Annotated in this window: 10 protein-coding genes; 8 read left to right on the plus strand and 2 right to left on the minus strand. The window is 51.9% G+C overall.

Going from position 1 to position 15,703, the window contains the following annotated elements; all coding sequences use genetic code 11:
• Positions 1-14 precede the first annotated feature (14 nt).
• Positions 15-1,082, minus strand: coding sequence for an LPS export ABC transporter permease LptG (gene lptG / locus AC5SV9_RS07675; RefSeq protein WP_475147749.1), 1,068 nt, complete (start codon positions 1,080-1,082; stop codon positions 15-17).
• A 1-nt stretch (position 1,083) separates the two neighbouring features.
• Positions 1,084-2,193 (minus strand): LPS export ABC transporter permease LptF, encoded by a 1,110-nt coding sequence (gene lptF / locus AC5SV9_RS07680; RefSeq protein WP_475147750.1) that lies wholly within the window; start codon positions 2,191-2,193, stop codon positions 1,084-1,086.
• Between the two features lie 183 nt (positions 2,194-2,376).
• On the opposite strand from lptF, the gene pepA reads away from it, so the two are divergent.
• From pepA to AC5SV9_RS07720, 8 genes are all read left to right on the plus strand, one after another.
• Positions 2,377-3,885, plus strand: coding sequence for a leucyl aminopeptidase (pepA, locus tag AC5SV9_RS07685; RefSeq protein WP_134059227.1), 1,509 nt, complete (start codon positions 2,377-2,379; stop codon positions 3,883-3,885).
• The gene (locus AC5SV9_RS07690; protein ID WP_475147753.1) at positions 3,885-4,328 is read left to right on the plus strand and encodes a DNA polymerase III subunit chi; all 444 of its coding nucleotides are present in this window, start codon (positions 3,885-3,887) and stop codon (positions 4,326-4,328) included. Before pepA ends, AC5SV9_RS07690 begins: the two co-directional genes overlap by 1 nt.
• Positions 4,329-4,343: 15 nt before the next feature.
• Positions 4,344-7,199, plus strand: a complete 2,856-nt coding sequence (locus AC5SV9_RS07695; protein ID WP_475147755.1) for a valine--tRNA ligase — start codon at positions 4,344-4,346, stop codon at positions 7,197-7,199.
• Positions 7,200-7,525: 326 nt separating this feature from the next.
• A complete protein-coding gene (locus AC5SV9_RS07700) occupies positions 7,526-8,998 on the plus strand; it encodes a Na+/H+ antiporter NhaC family protein (RefSeq protein WP_475147757.1) in 1,473 nt (490 codons plus the stop codon).
• A 156-nt stretch (positions 8,999-9,154) separates the two neighbouring features.
• Positions 9,155-9,646, plus strand: coding sequence for a TIGR03546 family protein (locus AC5SV9_RS07705; RefSeq protein WP_475147759.1), 492 nt, complete (start codon positions 9,155-9,157; stop codon positions 9,644-9,646).
• 10 nt (positions 9,647-9,656) lie between these two features.
• Positions 9,657-11,417 carry a TIGR03545 family protein gene (locus AC5SV9_RS07710; RefSeq protein ID WP_475147762.1) on the plus strand — a complete coding sequence of 587 codons (1,761 nt, stop codon included), beginning with the start codon at positions 9,657-9,659 and terminating at the stop codon, positions 11,415-11,417.
• A gap of 146 nt (positions 11,418-11,563) precedes the next feature.
• Entirely contained in the window at positions 11,564-14,662 is a 3,099-nt protein-coding gene (locus AC5SV9_RS07715; RefSeq protein ID WP_475147764.1) for an efflux RND transporter permease subunit, read from the plus strand.
• The gene (locus AC5SV9_RS07720; RefSeq protein ID WP_475147768.1) at positions 14,655-15,686 is read left to right on the plus strand and encodes an efflux RND transporter periplasmic adaptor subunit; all 1,032 of its coding nucleotides are present in this window, start codon (positions 14,655-14,657) and stop codon (positions 15,684-15,686) included. Before AC5SV9_RS07715 ends, AC5SV9_RS07720 begins: the two co-directional genes overlap by 8 nt.
• Positions 15,687-15,703 lie beyond the last annotated feature (17 nt).

Genomic DNA, 15,703 nt, shown 5'->3' on the forward strand with positions numbered 1-15,703 from the left:
TTAAATGATCAGCATTAGGCTTTTTTCCGCATAAAATACAGCGATAGTGCAATAAACAGTACGCTTGGCAGTATTGCTCCCAGCAAGGGTGGTAACTGGTACACCAACGCGACCGGGCCAAATACCTCATTACTCATGTGGAACGCAAAACCCGTTAAGATACCCATTAGCACCCGGGCAGCCATTGTTACGCTGCGCAGCGGGCCAAAGATAAATGATAATGCCATCAGCAACATGGCAATTATGGTCAGTGGTTGCAGCGTTTTGCGCCATAAGGCCAGTTCGTAACGGCGAGAATCCTGCGAGTTTTGTTTCAGGTAGTCGACATAGTCATTCAGGCCACTTAGTGACAGCATTTCCGGTTTTATCGTCACTACGCCAAGCTTGTCTGGTGTTAAAGACGAGCGCCAACGCTGCTCGGGCAAGGTTTGTCTGATAATACGCTCGGCACTAAAATCGAGTTGGGTGACATCTTTTAACTGCCAGGCATCACGGTTATATACAGCCTGGCCGGCACTGACGATAGACAGCAATTGCAACTGCTCGTCAAACTGATATACCACCACCTGCTCCAGGTTACCAAAGTCATCAACCTTACGGATGTTGACAAAGTTATCGCCATCTTTTGCCCAAACACCTTGCTGTGCAGCAAACAGGCTACCATCAGATATCGCCTTGGTCCTCAGCTCCCTCGCAGCCCTGTCAGTTACCGGAGCCCCCCACTCGGCAACAGCCATTACCAGCAACATCATCAGCACGGAGGTTTTCATTACCGAGCTGATAATGTTCACACGTGATAAACCAGCAGCCTGCATTACTACCAGCTCGCTGCTGCTGGCCAGCATGCCAAGGCCAATCAGTGCGCCTATTAATGCCGCCATCGGGAAAAAGGTAACCAGATCGCCTGGTACACTGTATAAAGTGAATAGCGCGGCATGCACCATATCGTAGTAACCACGGCCAACCGAGCGCATCTGATCGATAAACTTGAACATAGCCGAGATAGCCAGCAACACGCTTAGCGTCAGCATTGAGGTAGTTAGAATGGTGCGGCCGATATACACATCAAGAATTTTCAGCATATTAACTTCTTCCCGCCAGCCAGGCCTGGAAACGCTGCGCCGCTGAACGATTGCGCAAAATCAATACTGCGCCAAGAGTCAGCGCACAGGCATGCAACCACCACATACCAAGCGGTGCCGGTATTTTGCCATCTTCCAGCGCGGAACGGGCAATAATCAGCAAAGAGTAGTAGCCCAGGTACAGCAACAATGCCGGTAGCAAGCGGCCGAACTTGCCCTGACGCGGATTAACCCGGCTTAGTGGCACAGCAATAAGTGTCAGCAACGGAATAGACAGCGGAATAGCAATACGCCAGTGCCATTCGGCCAGTGCTTCGTTGGTGTTCATCTGTAGCAGCTCTGTCGTAGCAACACTGCCGAGCTTACGGCGGCGCTGCTCTACTTCCTGTTCGCGGATTTGCAGCTGATAACTTTCAAATTCCGTAATTTCGAACGCAGCAGAGTCAACGTCGCCAGCGTATCGTCGTCCCTGCGCCAGTTGCAGCGTCTGACCGCCACGGGCATCTTCTTTTACGTTGCCGCGTAATGCATAAACAATGGCCTGGCCGCCCTGCTCATCACGGGCACTATTTTGCGCAACAAATACCCGTGACAATTCGCCGCTGTCACTGCCGCGTCCAACATCATGCACAAAAATGACGGCTTTTTCGTTTGATGTATGCTGAAACCGCCCCGGCACCACAGACAGTAAGCCGGCATTAGCGTCAGCTTTTTCTAAAATGCGATACTCCTGCTCTGTTGCCCACGGGCTCAGATACAAGGTAATGCTACCGGCAACAAAGGCCATCAGGATAGACAGTATTAAGGTCAGCCGCGTGACATACCACTCACTTACGCCGGTGGCATGCAATACTGTCATCTCGCTGTCGGCGTACACACGGCCATACGCAATCAAAATACCAACGAAGGCACTGAGCGGCAGTATAATTACAGCCAGTTGCGGCAATTTAAGCGCAACGATGCTGATAACCAGTTGCCCGGGCACTTCACCTTCTGAAGCGTCAGCCAGAATTTTGACAAAGCGCTGGCTTATAATAATGGTCATCAGAATGATAAATACCGCCAGCTGAGATTTAAAAACCTCACCTAACAGGTAACGAAAAATAATCAAAACGCCCCCTAAAAACCTGCCTTTTTGCTGGAACCCTGGCGATTTTTCAGTAAACTTGATATTTATAGCAATTATTATCGACCAAACAGCACAGAAAACCGAGCTTTTTTATAAATTCACGGTAGAATTTGGCCATAAATGTGCCGGTCATGTTAGCACAGTCTATTAGAATCAGGAGTTAGTATGGAGTTCAGCGTAAAAAGCGGAAGTCCGGAAAAACAACGTAGCGCATGCATCGTTGTCGGTGTTTATGAACCACGTCGTCTTTCTGCAGTGGCAGAACAACTAGATAAAATCAGTGAAGGTTATATCAGTAATCTGTTACGCCGTGGTGATCTGGAAGGTAAACCGGGCCAGATGTTGCTGTTGCACCATGTACCTAACGTATTGAGCGAACGCGTATTATTAGTTGGCTGTGGTAAAGAGCGCGAGCTGGATGAGCGTCAGTACCGGCAGATTATTGCCAAGACCATCAGTACGCTGAACGAAACCGGCTCGATGGAAGCCGTATGCTTTTTATCTGAGTTACACGTAAAAGGCCGCGATACCTACTGGAAAGTGCGTCATGCGGTAGAAACCACGCAAGACTGCCTGTACGTGTTTGACCGCCTGAAAAGCAAAAAAGATGAAACCCGCCGCCCGCTGCGAAAAATCGTATTCAATGTTCCGACACGGCGCGATCTGACCATCGGCGAAAAAGCAGTAGAGCACGGCCTGGCTATTGCAGCAGGTATCAAGCAGTGTAAAGACGTCGGCAACATGCCGCCGAATATCTGCACACCACAGTATCTGGCCGACCAGGCGCAGTTGCTGGCTGAAAGCTCAGCCAAAATCAGTGTCGATGTGTTAGGCCCGGAAGAGCTCGCCTCTCATGGTATGAACTCCTATCTGGCGGTTGGCCGTGGTTCTGTCAATGGCCCGCGTATGGCAGTGATTAAATATAACGGTGCAGATAATGACAGTGCCCCTGTGGTACTGGTAGGTAAAGGTTTAACCTTCGATTCAGGCGGTATCAGTTTGAAACCGGGCGAAGGCATGGATGAGATGAAATACGATATGTGTGGCGCCGCCTCAGTACTGGGTACCATGCATGCAGTGGTGCATTTAAGCCTGCCTATCAATGTGGTAGCCGTACTGGCCGCAGCCGAGAACATGCCCGATGCCAATGCCTACCGGCCGGGTGATATATTAACCACTATGTCCGGCCAGACGGTTGAAGTGTTAAATACCGACGCCGAAGGCCGCCTGGTACTGTGCGATGCGTTAACCTATGTTGAACGCTTTGACCCTGAGCTGGTAATAGACGTAGCCACCCTGACCGGCGCCTGCGTTATTGCACTGGGTAAACATGCTACCGGTTTAATGAGCAACCATAACCCACTGGCGCATGAGATTTTGAATGCGTCTGAGCAAAGTGGCGACCGCGCCTGGCGTTTACCGCTGTGGGATGATTATCAGGAGCAACTGGAAAGCCCGTTTGCTGATTTTAGCAACCTTGGTGGCCGTGCTGCCGGTACCATTACCGCCGCCTGTTTCCTGTCGCGCTTTACCCGCAAGTACAACTGGGCCCATCTGGATATTGCCGGTACTGCCTGGCGCAGTGGTGGCAAGGACAAAGGTGCTACCGGCCGGCCGGTGCCTATGCTGACACAGTTTTTAATTAACCGGGTTGGGCAGCAACAGGACAACTGATGCAGGTTAACTTTTATCTGTTAGATGAAACAGCCCCACAAAATGAGCTGAGCACTGTGCCAGCTCATTTTGCTTTAGCATGTCAGCTATGTGCCGACTTGTACCGCGCCAAACAACGGGTTTTCGTTTATACTGCCGACCAGCAACAGGCAGAAGCCTTTGACGAGTTATTGTGGCAATTTGATGCAGAACGCTTTGTGCCGCACAACTTAAGTGGTGAAGGCCCAAGATATGGCGCCCCGGTTGAAATAAGCTGGCAAGCCCCGAGGCAAAACAGGCCCGTGCTGGTAAACCTTGCCGACACCGTGCCGGCGTTTGCCAACCGTTTTAACCAAATCATTGAATTTGTTCCTGCAGATGCGCAGTTAAAAGCGCAGGCTCGGGAGCGTTTTAAGCACTATCGCCAGTTAGGTGTTACGCCGCAAACAGTAAACACCAACTGAGTTACAGGTAAAATCATGGAAAAGACGTTTAATCCCAGTGAAATAGAACAGGCCATGTATAACGCATGGGAAGCTAAAGGCTACTTTAAGCCCAGTGGCGACGAAAGCCTTGGCAACTACTGCATTATGATCCCGCCGCCGAACGTGACCGGCAGCCTGCATATGGGTCACGCCTTCCAGCAAACTATTATGGACGCCCTGACACGCTATCAGCGCATGCAGGGCAAAAACACGCTGTGGCAAGTGGGTACCGACCACGCCGGTATCGCCACCCAAATGGTGGTTGAACGTAAACTGGCAGCAGAAGGCTTGCCTGGCCGGCATGAGCTGGGCCGTGATGCCTTTATTGAAAAAGTCTGGCAGTGGAAAGGCGAATCAGGCGGCACTATCACCTCGCAAATGCGTCGTTTAGGTAACTCGGTTGATTGGGAACGCGAGCGCTTCACCATGGACGAAGGCCTGTCTAATGCCGTGCAGGAAGTCTTCGTACGACTGTATGAAGATGACTTGATTTACCGTGGTAAACGCCTGGTGAACTGGGATCCGAAACTGCATACCGCAATTTCAGACCTGGAAGTTGAGAATAAAGAACAAAAGGGCCATATGTGGCACCTGCGTTATCCGCTGGCTGATGGCGCGAAAACCGCTGACGGTAAAGCTTATCTGGTGGTGGCGACCACCCGGCCTGAAACCATGCTGGGTGATACGGGCGTGGCGGTAAACCCGGCCGATGACCGCTACAAGGCGCTGATTGGCAAAGAGATTATTCTGCCATTGGTTAACCGCCGTATTCCGGTGGTTGCTGATGAACATGCCGATATGGAAAAAGGTACCGGCTGCGTCAAAATTACCCCGGCGCACGATTTTAACGACTACGAAGTGGGTAAACGCAGTCAGTTGCCAATGATCAACATCATGACGCCTGATGCCACCATCCGCGCTGAAGGCGAATGCTTCCACCCAAGCGGTGAAGCCAACCCGGCGGTCAGTGCGCCTATCCCGACGGAATATCAGGGGCTGGATCGTTACGCTGCGCGTAAAGCTATCGTTGCCGCCTTCGACGCCGCCGGTTTACTGGAAAAAGTAGAAGATCATAACAATACCCTGCCATATGGCGACCGCAGTGGCGTGGTTATTGAGCCACTGTTAACCGACCAATGGTATGTGCGTGTTGCGCCACTGGCGAAAACCGCCACTGAAGCGGTTGAAAACGGCCAAATCGAATTCGTGCCTAAACAATACGAAAACATGTACTACAGCTGGATGCGCGACATTCAGGACTGGTGTATTTCGCGCCAGCTATGGTGGGGCCACCGCATTCCGGCCTGGTACGATGAAAACGGCAAGGTATATGTTGGCCGTACCGAAGCAGAAGTGCGCAGCAAACATCAGCTGGCAGACAACGTGAAGCTTTCACAAGATAACGACGTGCTCGACACCTGGTTCAGCTCTGCTTTGTGGACCTTCTCTACGCTGGGCTGGCCGGAAGATACTGATGCACTGCGTACCTTCCATCCGACCGATGTACTGGTAACCGGCTTCGACATTATTTTCTTCTGGGTTGCCCGGATGATCATGATGACAATGCACTTTATTAAAGGTAAAGACGGCAAACCACAGGTACCGTTTAAAACCGTATACGTTACCGGCCTTATCCGCGATGAAAACGGCGATAAGATGTCAAAGTCCAAGGGCAACGTTATTGACCCGCTCGACATGATTGACGGTATCAGCCTGCCGGATCTGCTGGCCAAACGCACCAGTAACCTGATGCAGCCACAACTGGCAGAGAAAATCGGCAAAGCCACTGAAAAGCAGTTCCCGGAAGGCATTACTGCCAGCGGCACCGATGCCCTGCGCTTTACCCTGGCGGCCCTGGCATCAACCGGCCGTGATATTAACTGGGATATGAAGCGCCTGGAAGGCTACCGTAACTTCTGCAACAAGCTGTGGAATGCCAGCCGCTATGTGCTGATGAATACCGAAGATCAGGATTGCGGCTTTAACGGCGGCGAGATGCAGCTGTCGCTGGCCGATAAGTGGATTTTGGCGCAGTATCAGGGCACGGTAAAACAAGTACGGCAGTATATCGATACCTACCGGTTTGATATGGCGGCCAACGCCCTGTACGAGTTTACCTGGAACCAGTTCTGTGACTGGTATCTGGAACTGACCAAACCGGTATTGTTCAAAGGCACCGAAGTACAGCAACGTGCCACGCGCCATACGCTGGTAACAGTGCTGGAAAGCTTACTGCGCCTGATGCACCCGATAATGCCGTTTATTACCGAAACCATCTGGCAATCCGTTAAGCCACTGGCAAACATCACTGCAGACAGCATTATGCTGCAGGCGTATCCTACAGCAGATGAAAGCCTGATTGATGCCACCGCAACTAACGACCTGGAATGGTTAAAAGCAGTGATCACGGCTATCCGTAACGTACGTGGTGAGATGAACATAGCGCCAAGTAAACCGCTGAGCATTTTGCTGCGTAACGTCAGCAGCGAAGAGCAGCGCCGCTTAAACGAAAACCAAAGCTTCCTGATGAACCTGGCCAAGCTGGAAAACATCACAGTGCTGCAAGCCGGTGAGCAAGCACCAGCCTGTGCAGCCCAGTTAATCGGTAGCATGGACTTGCTGATCCCGATGGCAGGGTTAATCGACAAAGATGCCGAGCTTAGCCGTATAGCCAAGCAGCTTGAGAAAACCCAACAGGAACTATCACGCGTAGCGGGTAAACTGGCTAACGAAGGCTTTGTTGCCAAGGCACCGGAAGCCGTACTGGAAAAAGAACGCGCCAAACAAACTGAGCTGGAGCAAGCGGTTGCTAAACTGCAAGCACAGCAGGCTGAAATTGCCGCGCTGTAAGCGCTTTGAACAGCTAAAAAGCCGGGTCTGAGTACCCGGCTTTTTTATGGCTTGAGTTACGCCGCAATGCTTTAGCCTGCAAGGGCTGGCGCAAAGATTCCATTTGTAGAAAATAATATTTTTGCTATGATTGCGCGGTATTTCGGCAACTGGCTGACAATACGCTTGCACTGCGTATTTATGCAGTAAAGTCTGGTGTTTAGCGCCTCATTTTTAAGCGCAGCACGGCTGATACCGCAAGGAACCGCTCCGTTGACTCGGGTTATCTGCTGCAACGGTTCACTTAACTTTTATCCGGCCTGCCGGAATAACTTTGAGAATAATAAATGATGTCAGCAGATACCTTGGTCGAGAGTCTCGCCGAACCTGTTGCGACCGCGGCCGAAGCGGCCGCAGCTGCGCCAAGTGCGTTAAGTTTAATCCCGCCTATTGTTGTACTTGCTATTGCTATCTGGTTAAAGCGGCCCATTTTGGCGCTGGTCATGGGCGCCATCGTTGGTTTGTTGCTGCTGTCACCGGTAGGAGCGTTAGATAATTTTGCCGAAACCTCACTGCGGGTAATGCAGGATGAAACGATTGGTTGGTTAATTCTGGTCTGTGGCGGTTTTGGCTCGCTTATCGCCTTGCTGGTGCATACCGGTGGTGCTTTTGCCTTTGGCCGGGCGGCACAAAATGTTGCTAAGGGGCGAAAATCATCACTGTTAATGACTTGCTTTCTTGGCATCGTCATTTTTGTCGATGATTACTTAAATGCGCTGACTGTTGGCGAAACCATGAAGCGGATTACCGACAAATATAAAGTGTCGCGTGAGATGCTGGCCTACGTTGTCGACTCTACTGCCGCGCCTATCTGTGTGCTTATTCCCATTTCAACCTGGGCGGTATTTTTTGGCGGCTTACTAGTCGCTAACGATGTAGCGCCAGCTGGTGATGCCAGCGGTATTGCAACCTACATCTCTGCTATTCCATACATGCTGTATGCCTGGCTGGCCATGGTAATGGTAATTCTGGTGATCCTGGGCGTGGTGCCTCTGTTTGGCCCGATGAAAAAGGCAGAACTGGCTGCGCAACAAGCCACCGTTGCCGCCACCGATGCGCCGAACTCCGCCACTACAGCACAGGATACGCACTCGGCTGATGATTTTGCGGTGCAGTCGTTTGAAGAAGAGTTTGATCAGGCCGACAAGCAAACCGGCAAACTGCATAACTTTTTGCTGCCCATGATTATGCTGGTCGGGTTTACTGTATGGTTTGAAATTGACGTCTGGAAAGGCTTGCTGGTGACTTTCCTGCTGACGCTGCCACTGTATCTATTGCAGCGCTTAATGACGGTATCTGAGATGATGGATCAGATGATCCACGGCTTTAAAACCATGCTGCCGGCTATCTGCACTGTTATAGCCGCTTTTGTGTTTAAAGATGTTTGCGATCAGCTTGGCTTACCCCAATACATCATCGAGAACCTGGCACCTTATATGAGCGCACAGCTGTTGCCGGCACTGGTGTTTTTATCGATGGCAATACTGGCGTTTGCTACCGGCTCATCCTGGGGCATTTTCGCCGTGTCTATTCCTATCGTTATGCCACTGGCGTTTGCGGTTGAAGCCGATATCCCACTGGTAATAGGCGCGCTGTTATCGGCCAGTTCTTTTGGCAGCCAGGCCTGTTTTTACAGTGACTCTACTGTACTGGCGGCGCAGGGTTCAGGTTGTAACCTGATGAGCCATGCGTTAACGCAGTTCCCTTATGCGTTTTTAGCGGCAGTGCTGGCGTTCTTCGGCTTCCTGGCGCTGGCATAACCCGCCCCAATTGTTACTGATAAAGGCGCTGACAACAGCGCCTTTATTTTTTATCAGGCTATTTCCGGTACTGAACCCATTTTTTGTCCCTGACAAAGCAAGCAGACACTGTTACCTTATATAACAACATTGTACCTTCTGTTTACCGGAGTGCTTATGCTACCTCTGCTGGCTAAAATTCTTAAAGTTCTGAATTCAGAGGCCTCGCCCTGGCAAATAGGCTGGGCCATTGCGCTGGGGTTATTTGTCGGTATTCTGCCGTTTGGGCTGTTAACCCTGCTAATTGTGTTGCTGGTGTGTTTACTCACCATCAACCTGACGACCTTTATCCTGGTGTGGGGCCTGACAGAGGGCCTGATGCTGCTATTTGCTTATCCACTGGAACAGCTGACCTGGCAATACGCGCAAAACGATACCCTGCTGACATGGCTTGCCGAAACTGAGACGCTGCAACTGCTGCATTTGCACCATACGCTGACACTGGGTGCCTTTGTGCTGGGTGCCCTGCTGCTGGTGCCTGTAGCCTGGCTCAGTAAAGTGCTGGTTCAGCAATACCGTTACCGGATAATGACCAATGTTGAGAAATGGAAACTGACGCAGATGCTCAAAGCCAGCAAGTTGTTTGCATTATATGAAAAGCTGAATTAAGGAGCCGGGCATGATACGTAAATCTGGTTGGTTAGTTTTTATTATCTTCTTCACGGCGCTGCTGGCGTTGGTATATTTACTGGCTGGCCCGGCCATAAGACTGGGTATGGTTTACAGCCTGGAGAAAGCCGTCGGTGCCGAGGTCAATATCAACAGTGTTTCACTTAAGCTGGCGCCGCTGGCATTACAGGTTGAAGATCTGCAAATTACCGACGCGGCGAATCCAAGCCACAACAGCTTCAGTTTCAACCAGGCAACGGCCGCGCTGGAACTGTGGCCGGCACTGCTTGGCTATTATGTTGTTAATGAACTGACCGTCGATGGGCTGCAATACGGCGCGCAGCGCCGCCAGCCCGGTGAGGTATACCGCACCCCGGGTTCAGATGGCGAAAAAATCGATATCGCTGACGTTTTGCAGGTGGATTTACCCAACGCGGATGAACTGATAGCCCGTGCTAACCTGCAAACGCCTGAGAAAGCTGAAGCACTTAAACAACTCGCGCTGTCAGAACAGCAACAGCTGAAACAGATAAAAGATCAATTGCCAGGTAAAGACACGCTGGAGCAGTATCAGGCAGATATCAAAGCACTGACAGACAGCAAAATAACTAATGCCGCCGATCTGGCCGCCAAAGCGCAACAACTACAACAGTTAAAAGACAAACTAAACGCCGAAAAACAGCGCGTACTTGAAGCAAAACAGCAGCTAACACAAAGCAAAGACAGCCTGCAACAAGCAGTAGCAGAACTAAAAGCGGCCAGTGAAGCCGATTATGCCAAAGTGCAGCAATTGGCTAATCTCAGTGACGGCGGCCTGGCGGGTATCAGTCAGATTTTACTCGGCGATGTCTGGGGGCAACGTATTGCACAGTTACAAAGCCTGTACCTGCTGGCAAAGCCTTATTTGCCTGACGAGCTACCACAGCAAAGCACCGAACCAGGCGAACCGGAAGTCGTGCTGCCCAATCGCATCCTGCCGTTACCCAGCCAGCCGTACCCTGATTTTTGGATAAAGCAGGCCAGAGTAAACTGGTTAATCGGTGGCGGTGAAGCCACCATTGCGATGCAGGATATCACCGCCCAGCACGCGCTGATAAACAGCGCGACAAAATTCTCGCTGGATGTAAAACAACTGCCGCAATTAGCCGCCTTTAACCTGCAGGGCGACTTTGCTATTTTGCAGCAAATGGTGACAAACCTGAGCTGGCAACTTGAAGGACTGAACTTGCAGCCACTGACGCTGGGTAAAGACGACACGGCGCTAAGCATAACCGACGGCCTGATAAGCTCAAGCGGCAAGCTTAACCTGACAGATAACCAGATATCACAACAAGCCAGTGTATTGTTAAAAGCAGCAAACTTTAGCAGCAGCGGCAATAAGTACCTGCAACAGTTAGCGGCATTACTGGATAAACAAACGCAGATCCCACTGAATGTTGCCGCTACCGGCCTGGTCAGTGCGCCTGAAGTCAGCATCCGCTCGTCACTGGATAAAGTCATAGGTGATGCGCTGCTTGGTGAAGCAAAACAAAAGGTTGCGCAGTACCAGAGCGAGCTTAAAGCGAAACTGGACGCCCGGTTACAACAGGGGTTGGCAGGGCAACAGGACTGGGCGGCACTGCTGACTGAGCAGGATAGCAATATCAGCACTGTCAGCGACAGCATTGAAAATATGCTCAATGCCAAACTGGCTGATGTGAAAGAGCAGGCTAAAGATAAACTGAAAGACAAATTACTGGATAAACTGGGTAAAAAAGATAACCAACCCTAAGGCTGTAACAGGGTGTTACAGCCTGTAAGCCTTTATTAATGCGCCCCCCGCCGGGCGCATAATTTCCCCCGTCTGCCCCATCACTCTCGCTTTTATGCCGCCAGCGGATAGATTTCAAGCCACATAAGTATACGGAATTACTCAGCATGAACCTCAGCCGTGCGGCGCTTAAAAATCCGGCCAGCGTTATTGTTACTGCTATTCTGATTTTGTTGTTTGGCGTAATCAGCCTGCTTAAACTTCCTATCCAGATCACGCCGGATATAGAACAACCGCAAATTTCTGTTTTTACCGGCTGGCGTTCAGCTGCGCCGCAGGAGGTTGAAGCGGTCATTATTGAACCTATTGAAAACGCAATAAAAAACACCCGCGGTGTAACGAAAGTTGAAACCAATATTCAACGCGGCTTTGGCTCTATTACGCTGACATTCGACATTGGTGCCGATATGCAACAGGCCACGCTGGATGTGATCAACAACCTGAATCAGGCGCCGCCGTTACCGCTGGATGCGATAGAGCCAACTGTTGTTGCAGGTGGCGGACAAAATACGCCTAACGCAGCCTCTATTCTGATCCGCCCGCTTCCGGGCAACAACGTCAAAGATGTTGCCAGCTATCAGCAGCTGATTGAAGATGTGGTGTATCCAAGGCTAAGCCGGATCCAGGGTGTCGGCCAGGTCAACCTGAACAGCCAGCGTCCGCGAGAGCTGCGCATTACTTTTGATGCGCAGCGCGCCGCTGCACTGGGTTTGAGTATCAACAACATTGCCTCACAGCTTCGGGCAGCTACAGATGCGTCCGGCGGTTTTGCCGATGTTGGCCGCCGCCAGTACACAGTACGTTTTGCCGGTCAGTTTAACCCGCAGTCACTGCTGGATATGATTCTGGCTTACAGCGGAGATCGACCAATTTACTTGCGCGATCTTGCAACAGCGGAGCTGGGCTTTAGCGACCGCACCGGCTTTACGCTGCGTAACGGTGCTCAGGCGTATTACATTACTGTTGCACGGAATAATGATGCCAATACCGTAGCGCTGCTGGATGAAATCAACATTGCTATCCGCGAACTGAATGCCGGACCACTGCTTGAAGCCGGCTTAATGATGGACCTGAGCTTTGATGCTTCGGTGCATATCCGTAACGCACTGGCGCTGGTAAAAAGTAATCTGGGGCTTGGCGTAGTGTTAGCACTGGCGCTGTTATGGCTGTTTATGCGGGGCTGGCGTGCCACGGCTATTATTGCGCTTAGCATTCCGCTTTCACTGGCTATCGCCCTTTTGGCCCTGCAATTACTTGGGCGCAGCCTGAATGTGATTTCACTGGCCGGGTTGGCGTTTGCTGTTGGCCTGGTGCTGGACGCGGCTATTATTGTGCAGGAAAACATCCTACGTTTGAAAAGCGAAGGCCTGGATGATAAAAAAGCCGCGCTACGTGGCGCTGCGCAGGTAAGCGGTGCTTTGCTGGCTTCCACTGCAACGACCGTAGCGATCTTCTTACCGATACTGTTTATGGCCGGTATCGAAGGTCAGTTGTTTTCCGATTTGGCCCTGACGTTATCTGTGGCGGTATGCAGCAGCTTTATCGCCGCCATAACGGTGATCCCGCTCGCCAGCCGCTACTGGTTGCCGGCCACACAACAAGCCGACCCTTTTGCTGCCTACTGGCAACGTTTGAGCCAGCTGATTATGCGACTGACCGATAGTGCCACCAAACGTCTGAGCTGGGCCACCGGCCTGCTGGCAGGGTCGGTATTAATAACGCTCGTACTGCTGCCACGCACCGATTTTATGCCACGTGCGCCTATAGATGGTTTCTTTTTTAACTTCAGCCTTCCACCCGGCGGCAACATTGAATTTCTCGAACAAGAGCTGGCTAACCGTGTCGTCGAGCGGCTGGAACCTTATTACCGCGGCGGCAAAACACCGGCTATTAAAAGTTATAATTTTTACTCTTATGGCCCTAACGCCAGTGGCGGCTTTATTTATGCAGCAGACCCAACACAGGTAGAAGCCCTGATGGACCTGGTGCGCAACGAAGTATTTGCCGGCATACCGGATACTCAGGTATTTCTGTTTCGCGGTTCAATGATTAACGTATCAGGCGGCGGAGATGGCCGCAGTATCGAGCTGAACTTGCAAGGGCCAGAGCTGAGCGATCTGATGCAGGTGGCCCGCATTGGTGTTAGCAAAGTGCAGGAACATCTCGCTGGCGGCAGTGCACAGCCGGTACCGGCGCTGGATATGGCTGAGCCCGAACTGCAACTGTTGCCTAATGACAGAGCCATCAGCCAGGCTGGCTTAAACCGGGCGGATGTCGCCAATTATGTCCGGGCTTTTACCAGTGGGCTTTTTGTGTCTGAGTATTTCGATGGCAACGACAGAATGAACGTTATCCTGCGTGCCGAACCCTGGCAAACACCAGAGCAGCTGGCAGCGATGCCATTGGTCACGCCCCGTGCCGGTAACCAGACACTGGGCGATATGGCGTATGTGCGACAAACTGTCGGGCCGTCACAACTGCGCCGTATTGGTGGTAAACGCACCATTAGCTTAATAGTGCGTCCGCCTGAGGGCATGTCGCTGGATGAAACTATGGATATCCTGCAGCAGTATGTTCTACCGCCTATGCAACAGGCACTGCCGGAAGGTGCCAGCCTGCTGCTAAGCGGCAACGCCAGCCAGATGAACTCTGCAATAGACGAAATGCTGCTGAATTTCACCTTGGCCTTACTTATTCTGCTACTGCTGATGACAGCCTTGTTCCGTTCATTACATGATGCTTTGCTGGTGTTGCTGGTAATGCCGCTGGCCATCGCCGGTGGTGTTGCCGCGCTGGCACTGGTGAATCTGTTTACACCACAATCGCTCGACCTGCTAACGATGATAGGGTTTATTATTTTGCTGGGATTGGTGGTTAACAATGCCATTCTGCTGGTGGATCAAACCCGCAGCGGTGAGCGTGAAGGCCTGCCACGGCAGCAAGCGGTGCAACAGGCAATACTGCTGCGCGCCCGGCCGGTGTATATGAGCACACTGACCAGCTTGTTTGGCATGCTACCGCTGATGCTGATCCCCGGTGTCGGCGCCGAAATTTACCGCGGCCTGGCGACAGTGATTGTTGGTGGTATGGCTGTCAGCGCCCTGTTTACTCTGATCCTGTTACCTGCAGTACTGCAAATACAGCGCCCGGTTTCAATGCGTATACGCAGTGCCACTGTCACTGCCCAAGGAAACTCCCATGTATAAATCGATATTGCTCATCAGTTGTTTATTCAGCTCACTGACGTTGGCACAAACAGCACCGGCGACATCCGTACAGCTGACTGAAAGCCGCTTATCATACGAAGTACCAACAATGGATATTGCCGGCACCATCTACAGCCTGAATAACACTGAGCTGACCGCCGGCATAGACGGTCGCCTGAGCTGGGTAGCCGAAGCGGGCACCACTGTACAACGCGGCGACCTGCTGGCGCAGCTGGATCCGCTGCCACTGCAGCTGCAAAAAGTCGAACTGACCGCCCAGCAGCAGCGGGCCAGGCTGCAAGCAGACTATTTCAGCCGCGAATATAAAAGGCTGCAGGATTTGCAGCAAAGCCAGAGTGTTTCACTGCTACAACTGGATAAAGCCCGCTCTGATTACCAGCTGGCACAAGCCGATGCCGACATTATTGCCGCCCGTATTGCGCAGCTGGACGATCAGCTAAACCGTACCGAAGTGCGGGCACCTTTTGCCGGAGTAGTGGCTGAGCGCATACGCGAGGCCGGTGGCGATGTGCTGCGTAACACTGCGCTGATCCGCTTGCAGGATATTTATCAGCTGGAAGTTCGCGCCTATATACCGCTGCAGTACCTGCGTTTTGTCCGTCTTGGCGACACCTTGAATATCAGCAACCAGCAGCAACACGGCAGCGCGGCAGTAACAGCCCTGATCCCGGCAGCAGATGCACAAAGCCAGCGCGCAGAGCTTAGATTAAAGCTGGGTAAAGCCTCTTCTGCCTGGCTGGCCGGCGAGCTGGTCAGTGTTAAAGTTGCTACCCGTGATGCCAGGGCGGCAGTAACTGTACACCGTGATGCCCTGCTGCTGCGCAGCGACGGCACCTATGTCGTGACAGTGGATGATGACAATGTCGCGCACCGTAAAGCGGTAAAAGTCAGCGACGGTAACGGCGATTGGGTCACAGTAGATGAAGGCTTACAAGCCGGCGAGAAAGTGGTCACCCGCGGTGCAGAGCGGTTACGGGACGGCCAGACAGTATCGCAAAGCTGAGTGCTGTCACACGCTGC

It is taken from the genome of Rheinheimera sp. ATLC3, assembly GCF_059429535.1.